Origin of the sequence: Pacificimonas aurantium (assembly GCF_020092905.1) — a bacterium.
Lineage (GTDB): Bacteria > Pseudomonadota > Alphaproteobacteria > Sphingomonadales > Sphingomonadaceae > Pacificimonas > Pacificimonas aurantium.
The window spans coordinates 237,489-256,228 of sequence record NZ_JAGSGB010000002.1; the positions used below are offsets into that span (position 1 = coordinate 237,489).

General features: G+C 62.4%; 17 protein-coding genes. 4 read left to right on the forward strand and 13 right to left on the reverse strand.

Going from position 1 to position 18,740, the window contains the following annotated elements; all coding sequences use genetic code 11:
- Positions 1–36 precede the first annotated feature (36 nt).
- Positions 37–2,796 carry a DNA gyrase subunit A gene (gyrA, locus tag KCN53_RS07955; RefSeq protein ID WP_088712852.1) on the reverse strand — a complete coding sequence of 920 codons (2,760 nt, stop codon included), beginning with the start codon at positions 2,794–2,796 and terminating at the stop codon, positions 37–39.
- Between the two features lie 126 nt (positions 2,797–2,922).
- Between gyrA and trmFO the strand changes: the two genes are divergently transcribed.
- Positions 2,923–4,263: a methylenetetrahydrofolate--tRNA-(uracil(54)-C(5))-methyltransferase (FADH(2)-oxidizing) TrmFO gene (gene trmFO, locus KCN53_RS07960; RefSeq protein WP_088713470.1), complete on the forward strand. Its 1,341-nt coding sequence runs from the start codon at positions 2,923–2,925 to the stop codon at positions 4,261–4,263.
- 24 nt (positions 4,264–4,287) lie between these two features.
- On the opposite strand, the gene KCN53_RS07965 is transcribed toward trmFO, so the two are convergent.
- From KCN53_RS07965 to KCN53_RS08015, 10 genes are all read right to left on the reverse strand, one after another.
- Positions 4,288–4,878, reverse strand: a complete 591-nt coding sequence (locus tag KCN53_RS07965) for a retropepsin-like aspartic protease family protein (protein WP_088712851.1) — start codon at positions 4,876–4,878, stop codon at positions 4,288–4,290.
- Positions 4,875–5,645 carry an MBL fold metallo-hydrolase gene (locus KCN53_RS07970; RefSeq protein ID WP_088712850.1) on the reverse strand — a complete coding sequence of 257 codons (771 nt, stop codon included), beginning with the start codon at positions 5,643–5,645 and terminating at the stop codon, positions 4,875–4,877. The genes KCN53_RS07965 and KCN53_RS07970 overlap by 4 nt, the downstream gene beginning before the upstream one ends.
- On the reverse strand, positions 5,642–6,424 hold the full coding sequence (locus KCN53_RS07975) for a TatD family hydrolase (RefSeq protein ID WP_088712849.1): 783 nt from the start codon (positions 6,422–6,424) through the stop codon (positions 5,642–5,644). The genes KCN53_RS07970 and KCN53_RS07975 overlap by 4 nt, the downstream gene beginning before the upstream one ends.
- Position 6,425: 1 nt before the next feature.
- Complete coding sequence (metG, locus tag KCN53_RS07980; protein WP_088712848.1) at positions 6,426–7,967, reverse strand: methionine--tRNA ligase; 1,542 nt, start codon at positions 7,965–7,967, stop codon at positions 6,426–6,428.
- Complete coding sequence (locus KCN53_RS07985; RefSeq protein WP_088712847.1) at positions 7,964–8,920, reverse strand: DNA polymerase III subunit delta'; 957 nt, start codon at positions 8,918–8,920, stop codon at positions 7,964–7,966. The genes metG and KCN53_RS07985 overlap by 4 nt, the downstream gene beginning before the upstream one ends.
- Positions 8,917–9,594 (reverse strand): dTMP kinase, encoded by a 678-nt coding sequence (tmk, locus tag KCN53_RS07990; protein ID WP_224199517.1) that lies wholly within the window; start codon positions 9,592–9,594, stop codon positions 8,917–8,919. Before tmk ends, KCN53_RS07985 begins: the two co-directional genes overlap by 4 nt.
- A gap of 3 nt (positions 9,595–9,597) precedes the next feature.
- Entirely contained in the window at positions 9,598–10,761 is a 1,164-nt protein-coding gene (locus KCN53_RS07995; RefSeq protein ID WP_088712846.1) for a D-alanyl-D-alanine carboxypeptidase family protein, read from the reverse strand.
- A gap of 16 nt (positions 10,762–10,777) precedes the next feature.
- Positions 10,778–11,533, reverse strand: coding sequence for a septal ring lytic transglycosylase RlpA family protein (locus KCN53_RS16165; protein WP_088712845.1), 756 nt, complete (start codon positions 11,531–11,533; stop codon positions 10,778–10,780).
- Between the two features lie 87 nt (positions 11,534–11,620).
- On the reverse strand, positions 11,621–12,793 hold the full coding sequence (locus tag KCN53_RS08010; RefSeq protein ID WP_172406250.1) for a lytic murein transglycosylase: 1,173 nt from the start codon (positions 12,791–12,793) through the stop codon (positions 11,621–11,623).
- A gap of 248 nt (positions 12,794–13,041) precedes the next feature.
- Positions 13,042–13,899 (reverse strand): DsbA family protein, encoded by an 858-nt coding sequence (locus KCN53_RS08015; RefSeq protein WP_088712843.1) that lies wholly within the window; start codon positions 13,897–13,899, stop codon positions 13,042–13,044.
- Between the two features lie 203 nt (positions 13,900–14,102).
- Here KCN53_RS08015 and KCN53_RS08020 point away from each other — a divergent pair, with 203 nt between their 5' ends.
- On the forward strand, positions 14,103–15,986 hold the full coding sequence (locus tag KCN53_RS08020) for a hypothetical protein (RefSeq protein WP_224199519.1): 1,884 nt from the start codon (positions 14,103–14,105) through the stop codon (positions 15,984–15,986).
- A 39-nt stretch (positions 15,987–16,025) separates the two neighbouring features.
- Here the strand turns inward: KCN53_RS08020 and KCN53_RS08025 are convergent, their stop codons facing one another.
- Together KCN53_RS08025 and KCN53_RS08030 are read right to left on the reverse strand one after the other, a co-directional pair.
- Positions 16,026–16,604: a hypothetical protein gene (locus KCN53_RS08025; protein ID WP_088712841.1), complete on the reverse strand. Its 579-nt coding sequence runs from the start codon at positions 16,602–16,604 to the stop codon at positions 16,026–16,028.
- A 2-nt stretch (positions 16,605–16,606) separates the two neighbouring features.
- The gene (locus tag KCN53_RS08030) at positions 16,607–16,972 is read right to left on the reverse strand and encodes a helix-turn-helix domain-containing protein (RefSeq protein ID WP_172406248.1); all 366 of its coding nucleotides are present in this window, start codon (positions 16,970–16,972) and stop codon (positions 16,607–16,609) included.
- A 268-nt stretch (positions 16,973–17,240) separates the two neighbouring features.
- On the opposite strand from KCN53_RS08030, the gene KCN53_RS08035 reads away from it, so the two are divergent.
- Complete coding sequence (locus KCN53_RS08035; protein ID WP_088712839.1) at positions 17,241–17,942, forward strand: hypothetical protein; 702 nt, start codon at positions 17,241–17,243, stop codon at positions 17,940–17,942.
- Positions 17,943–17,962: 20 nt separating this feature from the next.
- A complete protein-coding gene (locus KCN53_RS08040) occupies positions 17,963–18,727 on the forward strand; it encodes a hypothetical protein (RefSeq protein WP_088712838.1) in 765 nt (254 codons plus the stop codon).
- The last annotated feature ends 13 nt before the right edge of the window (positions 18,728–18,740 follow it).

The window sequence follows — 18,740 nt, forward strand, 5'->3', positions numbered from 1 at the left end:
GGAGCCTCCTCCAGTGCTCGCCGGCCCTCGCCGTCCCTAGTCTTCGTCCGTCGGATCCTCGGCCTCGGCCTCGGCGTCGCCACCGTCGGGAAGTTCCTGAGCAACCACATCGGTAGGCGCTTCGATGGTGTTGGCCCCCTCGACCTGATCCTCGCCCTCTTCCTCTTCGTCATCGTCTTCGAGGATTTTTGCGGCCGATACGACACTCTCGCTTTTCGCCACCTTGAAGAGTGTCACGCCCTGCGTTGCCCGGCTCGTGACGCGCACATTCTCGGTCCGGGTGCGGATCATCTTGCCAAGATCCGTTACCAGCATCAGCCCCGCCCCCTCCTCGACCGGGAAGCTGGCAACGACGGGTCCGGTCTTGTCGGTGACGTCAAGGTTCGTAACGCCCTGTCCGCCGCGGCCGGTACGGCGATAATGGTGTGACGACGTCCGCTTTCCGAAGCCGTTCGCGCTGACGGTAAGGATGAACTCCTCACTTTCCTCATAAGCCTCCTGCCGTTCGGCGTTGAGTTCGCCGCGGAAATAGGCGTCGCGCTCTTCCGGAGAGACATCGAAACTGCGCAGGACCGAAAGCGACATGACCTCGTCGCCCTTCGCCAGCTTCATTGCCCTGACCCCCGTCGACGTGCGCGACTGGAACTCGCGAATGTCGGTCGAGGCAAAGCGGATCGCCTTGCCCTGGCGACTGGCGAGGAAGACATCGTCCTCGTCGGTGCAAAGGGCCACACCGATCAGACGGTCGTCGGCCCCCTCCTCGAAGCGCATGGCGATCTTGCCCCGTGTGGGGATATTCGTGAACGCATCCATCGAGTTACGGCGCGCGCTGCCGTTGCGGGTGGCGAAGACGACGTTCAGGTCGCTCCACTCCTCCTCATCCTCGGGCAGCGGCAGCACCGTGGAGATGGTCTCGCCCTCCTCCAACGGCAGCAAATTCGCCATGGCGCGGCCGCGTGACTGGGGCGATCCCTCGGGAAGCTTCCAGACTTTCAGACGATAGACCTGCCCGAGCGAGGAAAAGAACAGGACCGGTGTATGTGTCGAGGCAACGAAAAGCTGCGTGACGACATCCTCGTCCTTCATGTTGAGGCCCGAGCGGCCTTTCCCGCCGCGCCGCTGGGCGCGGTAAACGCCGAGGGGGACACGCTTGATGTACCCCGACAGCGTCACGGTTACGACCATATCCTCGCGCTCGATTAGGTCCTCGTCGTCGATGTCGTCGAGATAGGGGATCAGTTCGGTCTTGCGGTCGGTGGCATAGCGTTCGCGGACCTGAAGCAGCTCCTCGCGCATGACTTCGAACATGCGCGCCCGGTTCGAGAGGATATCGAGCAGGTCCTCGATGGTGTAGCTGATCTCCTTCAGCTCGCCGGCGATCTCCTCCCGGCCGAGCTGGGTCAGCCGATTGAGCCGCAGGTCGAGGATCGCTTTCACTTGGCGTTCGGACAGGCGGTAAGTCTCGCCGTCTACGGCCGCACCGCGTACGCCGTCGCCTTCGACGAGCGCGATGTAATCGGCGATCTCCTCGATAGGCCAATGCTTTGCGAGAAGTTTTTCACGTGCTTCCGCAGGCGAGGACGCGCCGCGGATCATCGCGACGACTTCGTCAACATTGGTGACGGCAACCACAAGGCCAAGCAGGATATGGGCGCGGTCGCGGGCCTTGCCGAGTTCGAACTTGGAGCGCCGCGTAATGACTTCTTCGCGGAAGCGGATGAACGCCTCGATGATGTCGCGAAGGTTGAGGAGTTCCGGGCGCCCGCCGCGGATCGCCAGCATGTTGAATGCGAAACTCGTCTGGGCAGGCGTGTGGCGGAAAACCTGGTTCAGAACGACCTCTGCCGTGGCATCGCGCTTCAGGTCCATGACGATGCGGACGCCGTCGCGGTTGGACTCGTCGCGCATGTCGGCCACGCCCTCGATGCGCTTGTCCTTCACCGCCTCGGCGATTTTCTCGACCAGCCCCGCCTTACCGACCTGGAAGGGAATCTGCGTCAGGATGAGCGCCTTGCGGTCGCCCTTTTCCTCGACCCTATGGCGCGACCGCATGATGACCGAGCCGCGCCCGGTCGTGTAGGCCGACTGAAGACCGCCCTGCCCCATGACGAGAGCACCAGTCGGGAAATCCGGCGCCGGGACATGCTGCATCAACTCCTCGGCAGTGACCGCCGGATTCTCGATATAGGCCAGCGCCGCATCGACGACCTCGCCCAGATTGTGCGGCGGGATGTTGGTCGCCATGCCGACGGCGATGCCGCCCGCACCATTGACCAGCAGGTTCGGAAAGCGCGCGGGAAGGACCGACGGTTCGCTTTCGGAGCCGTCGTAATTGTCGACGAAATCGACCGTATCCTTGTCGAAGTCGGTCAGCAGCTCATCGGCAACGCGGGCCAGGCGCGCCTCCGTATAGCGCATCGCGGCAGGCGCATCGGGGTCCATGGAGCCGAAATTGCCCTGGCCGTCGATCAACGGCACGCGCATCGACCAGTCCTGCGTCATGCGCGCCAATGCGTCGTAGATCGCGCTGTCGCCGTGCGGGTGATATTTACCCATGACGTCGCCGACGATGCGGCTCGATTTCCGGTACGGCCTGCCGGAGACATAGCCCGCCTCCTGGCAGGCGTAGAGGATGCGCCGGTGTACCGGCTTCAGCCCGTCGCGCACGTCGGGAAGCGCGCGGCTGACGATCACGCTCATGGCGTAATCGAGGTAGGAGGTCTTCATCTCCTCCGTGATGGAAATCGGGCGGATTTCGTCCGGTCCGCCACCGGGAACCGTGCTGTCAGCGTCCAAGGGACCCCCAGTTACCGTCTATCAAAAAACTGTCACCTACCTCCTTACGCGCGTGCGCGCGCGGGAACCACCCCCACCCCCGTATCTCGCCTGTTTTTCCGCCAGACCACACCCTATGTGGCGCTGATGACACGTTTCGACCCAGTTCACATCGTCGGCGGCGGCCTCGCCGGGTCCGAAGCCGCCTGGCAGCTCGCGCGCGCCGGGGTACCGGTAATCCTGCACGAAATGCGTGGCCCCCATGGCACCGATGCCCACCATACGGACGCCCTCGCCGAGTTGGTCTGCTCGAACAGTTTCCGCTCCGATGATGCGACGGCAAACGCAGTCGGGGTGCTGCACGAGGAAATGCGCCGCCTCGGATCCCTGATCATGCGCTCCGGAGACGAGGCGCGCGTGCCCGCCGGCTCTGCGCTTGCCGTGGATCGTGACGTCTTCTCCGGCAAGGTCACCCAGGCCCTCGAAGAAGAACCGCTGGTCGAGATTCGCCGCGAACGTATCGAGCGCCTTCCGGGAGAAGACGACGGGCGCTGGATTTTCGCGACTGGCCCGCTGACCGCCACACCGCTCGCCGAGAATATCTGCACGCTGACCGGCGAAGACCAGCTCGCCTTTTTCGATGCCATCGCGCCCATCGTCCACCATGAGAGCATCGATCTGGAGACCGCCTGGTACCAGTCGCGCTGGGACAAGGGTGACGGCAAGGACTATATCAACTGCCCGATGGACCGCGACCAATATGAGGCGTTCATCGACGCGCTGATCGAAGGCGAAAAGACGGTCTTCCGCGAGTGGGAGGAGAACACCCCATATTTCGATGGCTGCATGCCGATCGAGGTGATGGCCGAACGCGGACGCGACACGTTGCGGTTCGGGCCGATGAAACCGGTGGGACTCACCAATCCAGCGACCGGTAAGCGGGCCTGGGCCGTCGTGCAGTTACGCCAGGACAACGCACTCGGCACGCTCTGGAACATCGTCGGCTTTCAAACCAAGCTCAAATATGGCGAGCAGACGCGCATCTTCCGCACCATCCCAGGGCTGGAAAAGGCAGAGTTCGCACGGCTCGGCGGCCTCCACCGCAACACCTTCATCAGATCGCCGTCGCTACTCGATGAAAGCCTGCGCCTGAAGCTCCGTCCGAACATCCGCTTCGCCGGCCAGATCACGGGATGCGAAGGCTATATCGAAAGCGCAGCCGTCGGCCTGATGGCGGGGCGCTTCACGGGGGAAGAAGCCATGGGCGATGCGCCTCGGCTTCCGCCGCGCACGACCGCCCATGGCGCTCTTCTCGCCCATATCACCGGCGACGCCGAGGCCGAGACCTTCCAGCCCATGAACGTCAATTTCGGCCTGTTCCCGCCACTCGACTATCCGCACAAGAAGAAGGAGCGGAAGGCGGGATATGCCGCGAGGGCTCTCGCCGACATGGGCGAGTGGGAGGGCCTAAGGGCCGCCGCAGAATGAGCCGCAAGACCGCTCGCCAGCGCGCTAAGGCACTAGGATCAGTTCTCCCTGTTCGACCCGCCAGCCGTCGAGGCGATTGAGGAAGCTCATGCCGAGGAGGTTCGCGTCGAGGGCGCCCGAATTCACCGACACCGGCACATCGCTGAGGAGGATCGAGCCCACCTGCAGGCTTTCGAGCCGGGCGCCTGCAATCGGCACGAGGCCATTCGCCGTCGACGCCATACCGTCGAACTGCAGCCGTTCTTCCGGCCAGCCGGCACGCTCGGCCGTTTCGCGGGTGAGGACGATATCCGTCGCACCAGTGTCGACAAGGAAAGTCGTTGGTTCACCGTTTACTTCGCCGCGCACATAATAGTGGCCGTCTTCCCGGGCGCGCAGGCGTAGCTCTTCGCCCACCACGCGCGGCGTCGCCGGGTCGAGCGCCGAGCGCAGGCGCGGCCATTCGGCCACCAGCAGGATGAGCAGCCCGAAGATGATAACCCAGCTTAGCGCCATCTTGACGGTACGTCCGAACCCGATCGATTTCATCCGCGGAATGAAGGCGATCACGATGATGGCGAGAAACCCGATCAGATAAGCAGCCTGTGCTGTGCTGTATCCGCCAAGACCGCTCAAGAGGACAGCTCCCGAGACCACATGTCGAAGCCCGCCTCGACATGCGGAGGTAGCTGAGCGGAAAGAACGGCATAGTCCATGCTGTTGTCCATGTGCGTCAGCACCGCATGTTCGGGGCGCAGACGCTCGATCCATTCGAGCGTCTGTTGCAGATGGCTGTGCGTCGGATGCGGGCGCCGGCGAAGCGCATCGACGATCCACAGGTCGCAGCCGGAGACAGCCTCCTCGGCCTCGGGGGTCAGGTCGTTAAGATCGGTCGAATAGCAGAAGACCGCCCCGTCCGCCTCGATGCGAAAGCCCCAGGATGTGATCGGCCCGTGAACCTGCGGAAAGGCCAGGATACTCAGCGGCCCGACCTCGAAGGGACCATCGATCGTGTGCGCCACCGCGCTTTGCGAATAGAGAGAGCGGCCTTCGAACAGATAGTCGAACCGCGCGTAGAGATGGTCCCAGGTGCCCTTCGCCGCGTGGACCGGGATCGGCGTCCCCATCAGGTGCATGACCTGGCGAATGTCGTCGATGCCATGCGTATGGTCGGCATGGCTGTGCGTCAGAAGGACCGCGTCAAGCCTGAGGAGCCCGGCGCTAAGACACTGCTCGCGAAAGTCCGGACCGGTGTCGATAATCAGCTTGTGAACGCCGGCCTCCACCAGGACCGACACGCGGCGGCGGCGGTTTTTCGGTTCGGTCGGATCGCACGCGCCCCACTGATTGCCGATGCGGGGGACGCCCGATGACGTACCCGAGCCCAGCATGGTGACCTTCATGAGGGCGGGACGGCCTTCGTGAACAGGCGATAGAAATTCTCGGTCGTCTGCGCGTCGAGGTCCTCGACACTCACACCCCGCCGCTCCGCCAGGAAGGCGGCGGTATGCATGACGAACGCCGGTTCGCACGTCTTCCCACGCTTCGGAACGGGCGCGAGAAACGGGCTGTCTGTTTCAATGAGAATTCGGTCGGCCGGCAGCTTTGCGGCCGTCTCGGCAAGATCCTTCGCATTCTTGAAGGTGACGATCCCGGAGAGCGAAATGTAGAAACCCAGGTCGAGCGCCGCATAGCCGAAGGTCTCGCTCGCGGTGAAGCAATGGATGACGCCGGGAAAGGCGCCCTCCTCCATTTCCTCGCGCATGATAGCAAGCGTATCGTCTTCAGCCTCGCGCGTGTGAACGATCAGCGGCAGACCCGTCTCGCGGGATGCGGCGATATGGCGGCGGAAGCTCGCACGCTGCCGGTCCCTGTCGGACTTGTCATAGTAGAAGTCGAGCCCGGTCTCGCCGATCCCGACAACGCGTGGGTGCGCCGCGCGCTCGACGAGCCGCTCGGTGGACACCTCTTCATGGCTGTCGGCCTCGTGCGGGTGGATTCCGACGGACGCCCAAATGTCCGGTTCGCGTTCTGCCAGTCCCACCACTTCATCCCACTCGGAGGCTCTGGTCGATATCCCCAACATACCGGTCACACCGGCAGAGCGCGCACGCGCGATTACGTCGTCCTGCTGCTCGGCCAGGCCCTCATAGTTCAGGTGGCAGTGACTATCGACGGCCATCTCAGCTCGCTGTCTCCTCCGTCTGACGCTCCAGTCTGGGAAAAACGCCCTTCGGCGCCGGAAGTTCGGTCCCCGGCCTGAGCTTGTTGCCAAGCGCATCGAACGACCGCTCGTTTTCCGGAACGGCAAGGAGATCGAGAAGTTTCGCGGCACCTTCGGGAACGGCGGGCTGCGCCAGAATCGCCAGCTGCCGCACGGCGTCGGCAGTGCGGTAGAGAACCGAGCCCATGGCCTCCGGGTCGGTTTTCTTGAGCGCCCAGGGTTCGCGGCCCGCGAAATAGGCGTTCGTCTCGCCAACCTGGCGCCAGAGGGTCTCAAGCGCGCTGTGGATCTGCAGCCGCCCCATATGATCCTGCATCTCGCTCAGGATGTCGGAAAGCGCCATATCAAGCGCCTTGTCTGCAGGCGTTGGCGTCGAGGGTTCGGGAACCCTGCCCTCGCAGTTCTTCGCGATCATCGACAGGCAGCGCTGTGCGAGATTGCCGAGATCGTTAGCGAGGTCGGCATTCGCCCGCGTGACAATGGCGTCCTCTGAATAGGCGCCGTCATGTCCGAACGGCACTTCGCGCAGCAGGAAATAGCGCAGCTGGTCCGTGCCGTAGCGCGCCGCCAGCCCAAGCGGCTCCACAACATTGCCGCTCGACTTCGACATCTTCTTGCCGTCCCACAGGACGAACCCATGCCCGAACACCGCCTTCGGCAATTCGATCCCAGCCGACATGAGGAAGGCCGGCCAGTAGACACTGTGAAAGCGCACGACGTCCTTACCAATGACGTGGACATCGCATGGCCACCAATCCCGATAGCTTTCATCGGGATAGCCGACGCCGCTGAGATAATTGCTGAGCGCGTCCAGCCAGACATACATGACATGATCGGTGGTGCCGGGCACGGGAACGCCCCAGTCGAAACTGGTCCGGCTGATCGAAAGATCGCGGAGCCCGCCCGAGACGAAGCTCTTCATCTCATTGAGGCGGTGCGCCGGCTGGATGAAGTCGGGCTGCGCTTCATAAAGGGCGAGCAGCTTCTCCTGATAGGCGCTCAGGCGGAAGAAGTAGCTCTCCTCAACTGTCCACTCGACCGGCGTCCCCTCCGGCGACAGCTTTTCGCCATCATCGCCGGCGATCAGCTCCTTCTCGTCATAATAGGCCTCGTCCCGAACCGAGTACCAGCCTTCATACTTACCGAGATAGATGTCGCCGCTGGCCTCCATCCGCGTCCAGAGATCCTGCACACAGGCATAATGATCCGGCTCCGTAGTACGGATGAACCGGTCATAGCTGATGTTCAGAACCTCATCCATTTCCTTGAAATGGTGAACCATTTCGGAAACATATTCACGCGGCGACTGTCCGGCGGCGCGCGCAGCCTGGGCAATCTTCAGCCCGTGCTCGTCAGTTCCGGTAAGAAAGAAGACCTCGCGCCCCTCGAGCCGTCGGAAGCGCGCGATGAAGTCGGTGGCGATCGCCTCATAAGCATGGCCCATATGCGGCCGGCCATTGGGATAGTTGATCGCCGTGGTGATGTAATAGCGTTCGGTCATGCCGCCTGACGATGGTTCGGGGCGCGGCTGACGAGCCGGGCCAACTGATAGATTATGGTGGCGGGGTCGAGCGCTTTGGACAGCGCCATGCCCGCGAGGTCACGCGCCTCTTCCCACACTGTCAGGGCCGCTTCAAGCTCGGCGGGATCCGCCTCCTTCGCCGCCTGCGCGAGATAGCTAGGAACGAGGTCGAGGAAGGCTTCATAGCGGGCGGATCCACCCTTGCGGCCCAGTTCACTCGCCAGAGCGCCGGCCAGCTGGGCCGCATCCCGCGGTCCCGCCCGCCGCAAGGCAGTCAGAGACGTCATGAGCGCAGTCACATCGAGGCCCGCATAGCTGATAGCCCTGCCAGGCGACCCTCGTGCGATGTCCACCAGGGCATCGTCTGCCTTACCGTCCAGTTCGGCTGCCAACACGGTCCTGACATCGTCGTCTCCCAGAGGGCGGAAGGCAAGCGCACGGCACCGGCTGCGTATTGTCGGCAGAAGGCGGCCGGGATTGTGGCAGACAAGAAAAAATACCGTGCGTTTGGGAGGTTCCTCCAGATTCTTGAGAAGGGCATTGGCTGCATTGCGGTTCATCTCGCAGGCGCTGTCGATGATGACCGTCCGCCAGTCCGAAAGCGACGGATGCCGGCTGAGCATGTCGCCGATTGCGCGCACGTCATCGACCACGATCTCGGTGCGAAGCTTGCCGGTGTTAGGATTCTCGCTCCTCGCCAGCGCCCGGAAATCGGGATGCGAGCCTGCCTCGAGTTTCGTCGCCGCATCGCTGTCATAGCCATCGGTGAAACTTGTCGCCCCCGACAGGACCATAGAACTCGCCGCGCGGGCGAAGGTGCGCTTCCCGACCCCGCGCGGCCCCGTCAGGAGCCAGGCGTGGTGCGGCGTTCCCGAGCGCCAGGCCGCTTCAAGGGCCTGCCGCTGGTCGTCATGACCGACGAGACGCGTCACCCCAGCCGGTCCTCCACCAGCGCGAAAATCTCCGCCGTTACGGCATCGACAGCCTGCCCGGCATCGACCACGGCCATCCGCTCGTCCACCTCCGCGATCGCGCGAAACCCGGCGCAAACCTCTCGATGAAAGGCGAGCCCTTCTTCCTCGAACCGCGTTTCATTGCCCTTGCGGCTCGCGGCACGGGCGAGGCCAGCCTCGGCGTCCATATCGAGCAGGACCGTTAGATCGGGCCACAGACCTTGGGTAGCGATGAAATGGAGCGCGATGAGTTCGTCCGACTCCAGTCCGCGCGCGGCTCCCTGATAGGCAAGGGTCGAATGCGCGTAGCGGTCGCAAAGCACCCAGATGCCTTCCTCCAACGCCGGGCGGATGAGCTTTTCCACATGATCGGCGCGCGCGGCGTTCATGAGCAGCGCTTCGGTTCGTCCGGACCAGCGGCCGGGTTCGCCACCGACAAGCAGCGCGCGAATTTCCTCGGCACCGTCGGTTCCGCCGGGTTCGCGCGTCGTGATGACGTCATGGCCCCGTTCGCGGAGCATGACGGCAAGCCGCTCGACCTGAGTGCTCTTGCCGCTGCCTTCGCCGCCTTCGAACGAGACGAAGCGCCCGCGTCCCGACAGACCCAGGCCGGCCAGAATTTCCTCTTCGGTACCCGTTGGCGTCTCGCTCACGTCTCAACCGAGCAGGCCGAGAATGCCGGCAAAGGCGCGGCTGAAAAAGCCGGCCTCGTCCACCGACTCGGCTGCCACGACGGGCACGACCTGCTCGGGAAGAGAGCCGGCCTTGATGTGCAGTTCCCCGACCTGATCGCCCGCCGCTAGCGGCGCCGGCAGCGGACTCTCATAGACTATCCGCGCTTCGACGCCCGAGGTGATAGCGGCTGGGACGGTGATCGAAGCCCCTTCAGGAAGCGTCAGGCCGACTTCGCTTTCGGCACCGCCGAACACGGGCGCGGCGGCGATGATCTTGCCCGGTTCAATCTGGACACCCTCGAAGGCGTTGAAGCCCCATTCCATGAACCGCGTGGCTTCGTCGCGGCGATCGCTCTGCGATTGAAGGCCCGCAATCACCATGACCAGTCTGCGGCCGTCGCGCTCGGCGGAGCCCGTAAAACCATAGCCCGCCGCCTCGGTATGCCCGGTCTTCAGCCCGTCCGCGCCCTGAACGCGGCCGAGAATCGGATTGCGGTTCGACTGGGTGATCGGCTCGCCCGACATGGTCTCGCCATAGGTGAACTCGTCGAGAGTATAGAAGCGCTCGTACAGGTCGGGGTGCTGCTCGATGGTCGCCTCAGCGATGCGCGCGAGGTCATGCGCCGTCACATATTCATTCTCGTCCGGCCAGCCGTTCGCCGTGGCGAAATTGCTGCCCGTCAGGCCGATTTCCTCGCCCATCGAATTCATCGCGTCCGCAAAGGCCGGGACCGTCCCGGCAATACACTCGGCAAGGACGACCGACGCGTCGTTCCCGGACGCGGTCACGATGCCGTCGAGAAGCTGTTCGACGGTCGGTTCGCTGTTCACCTTCAGGAACATGGTAGAGCCCTGGTTCGACCATTGCCGCCAAGTGTCCGGACGGACTGTGCAGGTATCGTCGAGAGCGAGACGTCCCTTATCGATCTGGTCGAATGCGACGAGCACGGTCATCATCTTCGCCATTGATGCCGGCGGCATGGGCTCGTCGGCGCCGTCCGAATAAAGCACGATGTCGGCGCCGATATCCTTCAGATAGGCAAAGGGCGCACGGCTGTCGAAACTCTGCCCGCCCGCCGGAAGGGCGGCGCCAAGGGCAAGGCTGCTGGCGGCAAGGATGGCGGCGAAACGGGTCTTCACGATCATGGAGGTCCTCGAACAATCAACTGAGTGGATCTGATACGATCCTGGCCTCTGGATAGCCGCCGCGTCGGACACGTGCCAGCATCCTTTCTGCATCGGACCGTTCGGCGAACGGACCGAGCCGCACGCGCACCAAGCCGCTCGGTCCGTCCACGAGTGCGGCCGGTCCATAGTCCCCTAGCGAGGCTGCAAGGTCGCGGGCGCGAGCCTGCTGCGACAGCGCCGCGATCTGGATGAACAAGTCGCCGCGCCCTGCAATCACCGGTTCGGGCACCCGCCTGCGTGGAGGTTCCGCTGCCCCGGGGTAGACGCGCGTCACGCGGACCCGCGCCACCCCTGCGGCTTGCATGTCGAGAAGCTGCGCGGCGCGGCGGGACAGGTCGATGATACGGTTATGAGCGAACGGCCCGCGGTCGTTCACACGAACGGTGACTTCCCGGCCATTGTCCAGATTCTCGACCCGCACCCAGCTCGGCATCGGAAGCGTGCGATGTGCTGCGGTCAGCGCGTTCTGGTCGAAGCGTTCGCCATTCGCCGTAGGCTTGCCGTGAAAGTTCGGGCCATACCAGGATGCCGTGCCGGTTTCGCGGTAGCTCGGGTCGTCTTCGGGATAGTACCAGGTACCGCGAATCTTGTACGGCTTGCCGATTTTGACGCCTGCGGGCGCGTTCTGCGAAGCGCCCGCGAGACCTGCCTCATAGCCACTTCCGCCGCCACAGCCGGACAGGCCGAGCAGCGCCAGAATTGAAAGCGCTGTGATGCCGGCTCCTCGCACGACCTGTCCTCCCGCATCATGGTGTAGTTGCCATGGTGCGCCAGGCGGGCTTCGAAGTGCAAGGTCCGAGACGTTCTCGAGCAGGAACTATTCGGTTCGCGCCGCGATCTCGTCCGCCAGCATGCCGACCGACAGGGCATAGAAGTTCGAGCAATTATAGCCGAGAAGTGCGCGGTAGTTGCGAAATGTCAGGTGCGCGCCGGTTCCTTCGCCGTCCACTTCCAAGAGCGTCGCCTCGATATCTCCGTCCGGCCAGCTCTCACCGTCTTGGGACTTGATACCCATGTCCCGCCACGCCGAGACCGGAAGCCAGCGGCTGTGCTTCTCCAGCGGGGCGACGCATTCGGTCGGCCGCTGCGGATTGGCGACGCGGCTGCGGTCGAACCCTTCCGGAATCGTCACAGGGATCGCCCAGGGTTCGCCGCGCTGCCAGCCATAATGGTTCAGGTAATTTGCGATCGACCCGATGGTGTCCGGCTCCGAGCCCCAAATGTTCGGCCGCCCGTCCCCGTCCTGGTCGACAGCATGCTCGAGATAGGATGTGGGGAGGAACTGCGAATTTCCCATGGCGCCCGCCCAGGATCCCGTCATGCTCTGGCGCGTCGCCAGACCCTCGTCGATCATGCGCAGGGCCGCGATCAGTTCGCGCGTGAACAGGGCCTCGCGCCTGCCGTCGAAGGCAAGGCTCGCCAGTGCGCGGATCACATCGAAGTCGCCCGTGACCGCGCCGTAGGCGGTTTCCATGCCCCAAATGGCGAGGACGATATCGCCGGGCACGCCGAACTCGCGCTCGGCTTCGGCAAGCGCCGGTGCGACCTGAGGCTTCATGCGAACCCCTGCGGAAATCCGTTGCGGGGTCAGGCGGCGCGGCAGATAGTCGGCGAACAGGGCGCGGCCGGGGCCGACGTCCGGCTGCCGCCGATCAAGACGAATGGCGCGTTCGTCGAGCGTCAGGCCGGCAAGCTCCCGGTCGACCACCTCTGCGTCCACACCGGAAGCGAGCGCCTGGGCGCGAAAGTCGAGCAGCCAATCCTCGAATGCGGCCTCGGCATTGGGCTTCGCGGCACGGTTGTGATCGATCCGTGGGGGGGGAGTTACAGGGGTTGCAGTGTCGCTCGCTGCCGCGTCCGGCGTGCTGGCACTCTGCCCCCGTTCCGACAATTGCTCCGCTGTCGACGCGCGTGGCGGTTCGGCCGGCTGCGCACAGGCAGCCGAGAGAGCACTCGACATAAGGAGACAGGAGGCGGCGGCGAAACGCATGAACATAGACCCTACAATTCCGGTTTTACGGACAACGAACAAGAGGGCTAAGGGCTGCGAGCTGATTTCCCGCACAACGGGCAGGTGGTTGAGGGAGTGAGGGCACCGGCTTACCCCGCCGGACTTGCATGCGAAACTGGACCGAAAGTTCGCTCCGACGTTCGCCCCCTACCCTCTCCAAAGCCGGACGGATTTGATGGCCTCACCAGCCAATGGGGTCAGAGCAGCTAGGTAAACCCGCCCTTCGGCTAACTGTTCTCCTTGGCGGTCTCTATCGCATCGGCGAGTTCTGCGGGATTGAAGCCGCTGACGATTGCGACATACTCACCATTGGTGGTCGCCACAACGAACGCAGGTGTTCCGTCGAAACCCAGAGAACTCGCCAGGGTTTGGTTGGTCTGCAAGGCGGAAGTGATCGCCTTGTCGCCGATCACCTTTCGCGCGCGATCAAGATCGACACCGTTCTCGCGCGCAATTTCATCGACACGTTCCGCGCTCAGCAAGCCTTTGGTCTCCATCATCGCGAAATGCATATCCAGAAACTTGCCTTGGGCGCGCGAAGCGAGCGCCATTCTTGCCGCATATACCGATTCCTCGTGCAAGACCGGCAGTTCGCGGAAGACCACCTTCACCGCCTCGTCGCGACTAGCCAGCTCTCTCACTGTAGCCGAGGCCTGCTTGCAGTAGGCGCAGTGATAGTCGTACATCTCGACAACCGCGACTGTTGCTTTGTCCGTATTCTTCCCGGCCACAAAGCTTGTAGACGGATTGAGCAGGGCGTTCAGGTTCTCAGAGAGGGCCGAGGCCAGCTGGTTGTCTTGGGCGGCCGATTGGCGAGCGTTGTAGGTGTTGATTGCTTCGATCACGATTTCGGGGTGCGTTTTCAAATAGTCCCGAACGGCATTCCCGATATGGTCGAGCTGTGACGCCGCCGCTCCCTCGGCCCGGGACCTTTCAGATTCCAGCGCAGCGGAAGCAGTGAACTCGGGCGTCTGAAACGCAGCGTGTCGCGCCGCCGGCGGCATGAACAGGTAGGTGATCCCCGCCCCCGCAACCACGAGAGCACCGCCGAGACCCGCTCCGAGCAACAACTTCCTGTCGATCATCCGGTTCTCCTAGGTTGGCAGCGTAAGCCCACCTAGCGCGGCATGTGGTCCAGCATAACTACCTCGAAGGTAATAGTAAGCGCTCTCACCGACCATTATCCATTGGCCGGTCGCCGACAAACCACATCCGAAAGATCTCCCTAAGGGCGCATTGCGTGCTTTTGACCTGTTGATCCCGTTTCGCGAAAGCCATGCCTATGTCGATGTCGAGATCGATCGCTGCCGTTATCGTCCTGTACACGCTGAACGGCGTTACCCCGGCCGCTTTCGCAGGAACGCCGGCGGTCGTCGCGCCTCCTCCACAGCCCCTGTTCGATCTCGACCCTTCGCTGGCTGCACGCTCGCCAAGGTCGATTGTCGAACCCTTCGAAACCGCCGGTCTACAGCACCTTCGGGCGGGGCAGTTCGAATTGGCGGGTGAAGAGTTCCGCCGTGCGCTTGCGGTGCAACCGCAGAACGTGGCTGCCAATTTCCTCAACGCATTTGCTTATCACCAGCTTGGCAGTATGGGCGATCCGCAACAGTACGATGCCGCGGCCGTCGGTTACGAATTAGCGTTGCAGTCCGATCCGCACGCATGGTGGGCCGCCTATTACTACGGCGCCATGGAACTGGAGCGGCGTAACTACAGCAAAGCACAGGAATTGATGGCTCAGGCGGTTTTGGTCAAACCAGATGAAAGCCAGCCTCTTCTAGGCCTTGCCATCTCCTCTTATTATCTTGGCGATGTCGAAATGGCAGCGGCCACAATAAGCCGTGCCCGCGCCGTTTCGCCCGACGAAACACCGTTGTTACGCGCTTCTGCGCTGATCAGCGCGGCTGTGGGCGCGGCGGAAGACGCCTCGAAGTTTGTGGAGGGGTACGAAACGTCGGCGCATCCGTCGCAAGTAAAGCGGCTGCAAACGCGCTTGAACGAGTGGGAGCGCTTCTACGCACGGGTTCCTTCCGCCGCAGACCGAGTGGGACCCACTGGCGTCTCTCCGCAGCTTGCTTCGGCAATGGTCGCGCCGGCGACTTACGTAGCGGATGAAGCAGCCGCCACAGCCTCCTCCGCAAAACTTGCCTCGGAGGTCGCGCCGGAAACCGACATGGCGGAGATGGAAGGCACCCCGACGGACGAAGTCGAGGGGCCGCGACAAGTCGTCATCGAGGCCGCGGTCATCCGTTCCACACGAACCGCGCTGAGGCGCAGGGGCATTAATCTGTTCGACGGCCTGAACCTGCAATTCAGCTATGACAACACGCGGATGAGCGAACGTTTGACCGGTTCAGAAAGGGAAGTGACCAGAAATATCACGAGATCGATCGGCATTCCCGAACTCAACTATTCACTGAACATCTTTCACACGGCGACAGACCGCAACGAGATCATCGCCAGACCCTCCCTGCTGGCAACGGAAGGCGAAACCTCTTCCTTCTTCTCTGGCGATTTATTCATCGCATCGCTCGAGGGTACTCTGGAGGCCTCGGCGCTCACTGAAAGGGTCGGCGTGTCGGTCGAAGTAACGCCGACGTTTCTCTCCGATGAGGAATTCCAGCTGAACATCACCCTGGGGGACTCCGATTTTGCTACTGGCGCGATCCCCGGCACGTTCGATCAGGCCGTATCTGTCTCCACTGCCGAGACGACGGTCAGCGTCCGGGTCCATCTCGGCCAAACCGTGATGCTGGCAGGCCTGACCGAGCGCCAGGAACGTCAGCGCGCGGACAAGGTGCCGGTTCTGGGTGATATCCCGGTGGTCCAGAATCTTTTTCGGCGGAAGGAGGTAGAGCAGAAGGTCGCCGAAACGATGATCCTGCTGACCCCCCGCCGCGTCATAGACATGGCGAAGCTTGAGGACGTCCTCGGCGAGGAGTCCCCCTATTTCGGGGGAACGGAAGCTCGGTCGAAGGAGATCGAGGAACTGCGGCGCACCTATCTAGAAACGTTCGCCCCGACGACCAACTTCCAGCACCTGATGTTCCACATCAGCGAAAGTGACTTCTTCCGGCAATTTCGGCGGGGCGATCTCAATCTGGAGATCTGGCACGGGCTGGAAACCGAGAAGCGGCTCTGGGACGAGATTCTCGCCTATATCTACTTCTAAGGTGCTGGCTGCAAAGGCAGAGCTGGTTTGCAGGAGCAGTTACGGACCCGCGTGCGAGAGCTGCTCCTGTGCTGTTTCGGATATGCCGAGGCTAATGGGTGGAGACTCCTCGAACGGGATCAGTGCGGGCCGCAGTCTCTCGTGAATGTTTTCGACTTTGGCCTTCTCCCATATCTGCGCAAGCCGGCGCTCAGAAGCCTCATCTTCGGGCACGTTCACGTTCACGAGGAAATTGGGAAATTTGTTGTCGGGTTGTTCCGGCGGGGTTCCGACCTCAAAGGTCATGAAGCGCAGGTTTAATGCCTCACTCCCGGTCACTGCGCGGAAGGGATGGCCCACAGTTCCCACCAGCCTGTCGTCGTTTAACGCTCTCCAGCTGTCCGGCAGATCCGTTAGCGACAGGATGACTTCATAGATCTTCTCACCGATTTCCGGTCGGTTCAGGCGCATGCGGTGAATGACCTGAATGAAGCTCTCCGCCAGATCCTCCCAGTTCGACAAGAAGATGCGTAGTCCTTTGGGGTGGAACAGCGCACGCGGAAAGGAGACGTAGTCATCGTCGAATATTTCCGGCAATTCGGCAAGCTTCGTCCATAGCAGCGCCTGCATCAGGTTCATCCTCACCGCTCGGCGATACACGTCGGAAATTGTCGCGGGATACGGCCGCCCCCCCTGATCAGAAGGCTTGAGAAGTCGAGCAACTCGGACGGCATCTTTGTCGAGACGCTCTCGATTTCTTCCAGCTCGTCGGCATATCCCGCAAGATTGAGCAAGCGGTTCCCGTCCCGAGCCGACATGCCCAAGGCCTGGACAATCCGCTTGATTGTCATGCTGCTCGGCCGTGTGCGGGCATTTTCTATAAAGCTGATATGGCGTTGAGACTGGCCGATGAGTTCGCCCAGCCCTTCCTGCGAGATTCTCCGAAGCCGCCGCCAGTCTCTGACGGCACTCCCGAATTTCGGCAAATTTATCGATGCAAAGTTCAAGGATGCCTCTTGGCTCTGAGATTTATTACCGGGGAGGGAATGGAACGGCGGTGCGCGGTTGGATAACATCGTTACCAGCAGAATTATTACGATCTATTGAAAAATTTGGAACTGTATATTGACGCGTACGATGCTTTCGTCGGGCCGAACTAGGGTTGCGGCCCAGACCGCGACCCAGCTCTCTGGTCACGATCAACTCTCCGTCCGCGTGGAGCGGGGAGATCGGCAGATGAAGGGCGTCAGATTTCCCGAATTGGGGGCTCGGGCTTTGGGCCTGCTGGTCTTGACGACGCTGGCGACGACCTCGCCCGTTGCCGCCGCGCAGGCGGGCGGGGACATCACCAACTTCAACGTCAAGAACTGCACGCAGCAACGGATGTTCGTGTGCAGCTTCGACAAGACCGACAGTCTGATGAAGATTCCCTACAAGGCACGCGGCGTGCAGCCGGGTGACAAGAAGGAATTCGGCTGTGCCTCGCTGAACAAATGCAAGGTCATCATCGGCGTCTCCAAGAAGAAATCGAGTTCGACACTGTCAAGTGGCATGCAAACTGCTCTGAGCAGCGGCGCGGCAGCCTCGGCCACCGGAACCGGGCTTGCCGTCGCATACGCCGTCGCCCCTTCGTCTTCGTACGGATTTGGGACGCTTGTTGCGCTCGGCGCCGGAAGCACGGTGGGGGCATTGTTCGCCGTGGGCGTCGGCGGTGCAGTGGCCGGAATCGAGATTTCTGATGGCTGGAGCGACGGCGAGGTCTGCAATCAGGTCAGAAGAGCGGCGCGCAAAGCCGGCCTGAAGCCGAAATTCTTTCTAAAGAATAACAAGAATTATCAGGTGGTTGAGCGCTATGCGACCGACGATCGGGGCAACGTTCTGGTCTACGCCGATGGCTCAGCGGTCATCGCCTATGCCGCGCAAAAGGCAAAGGGCTCGTGTCCGAGGTCTCTGGACCATCAACTCGTATCCGATTGAACAAGGCAGGAGAAGTTCACATGCGGCATCCGACAATTTGGGCAGGCGTTGCTGCGGCGGCGCTCGTCCTTCCGACTGTTCCGGCTTACGCCGGCGGCGATATCACCAACTTCAACGTCAAGAACTGCACGCAGCAACGGATGTTCGTGTGTAGCTTCGACAAGACCGATAGCCTCATGAAAATCCCCTACAAGGCACGGGGAGTTCAGCCGGGCGACAAAAAGGAATTCGGCTGTGCCTCGCTGAACAAATGCAAGGTGATCATCGGCGTCTCCAAGAAGAAATCGACGAATACTCTTTCGAGCGGCATGCAAGCCGCGCTGAGCGCCGGCTCAGCGTCCGCGGCGGCGGGCGCCGGTGCGGCCGGGCTGGGCTATGTCCTTGGTAGTGCGGCGGTTGCTGGGGAACTCGCTGCCGGGACCGGCCTGACCGTTGCAGGCGCAGCCGCGGATGCGGCTATCCTGACTGGTGTGGGCGGTGCGGCCGCAGGAATGGCGATTATGGCTGTCGCGGTCGGTGGCGCCGTGGCGGGGATCGAGATCGCGGACGGCTGGAAAGATGGCGAAGTCTGCAATCGCGTTAGGAAAGCAGCGCAAAAAGCTGGATTGAAGCCAAAGAGCTTCATGAAGGACGGCAAGAAATACCAGGTAATCGAACAGTACGCGACCGATGGCGATGGCAACTTCTACGTTGATGCCAGCGGCAATGCGATCCTCACCTACAAAATCGACAAGGCAAAGGGTGCCTGTCCGACGCCCTTGAAGACACAGCTGGTCTCCGACTGAACGCTATTGGGTA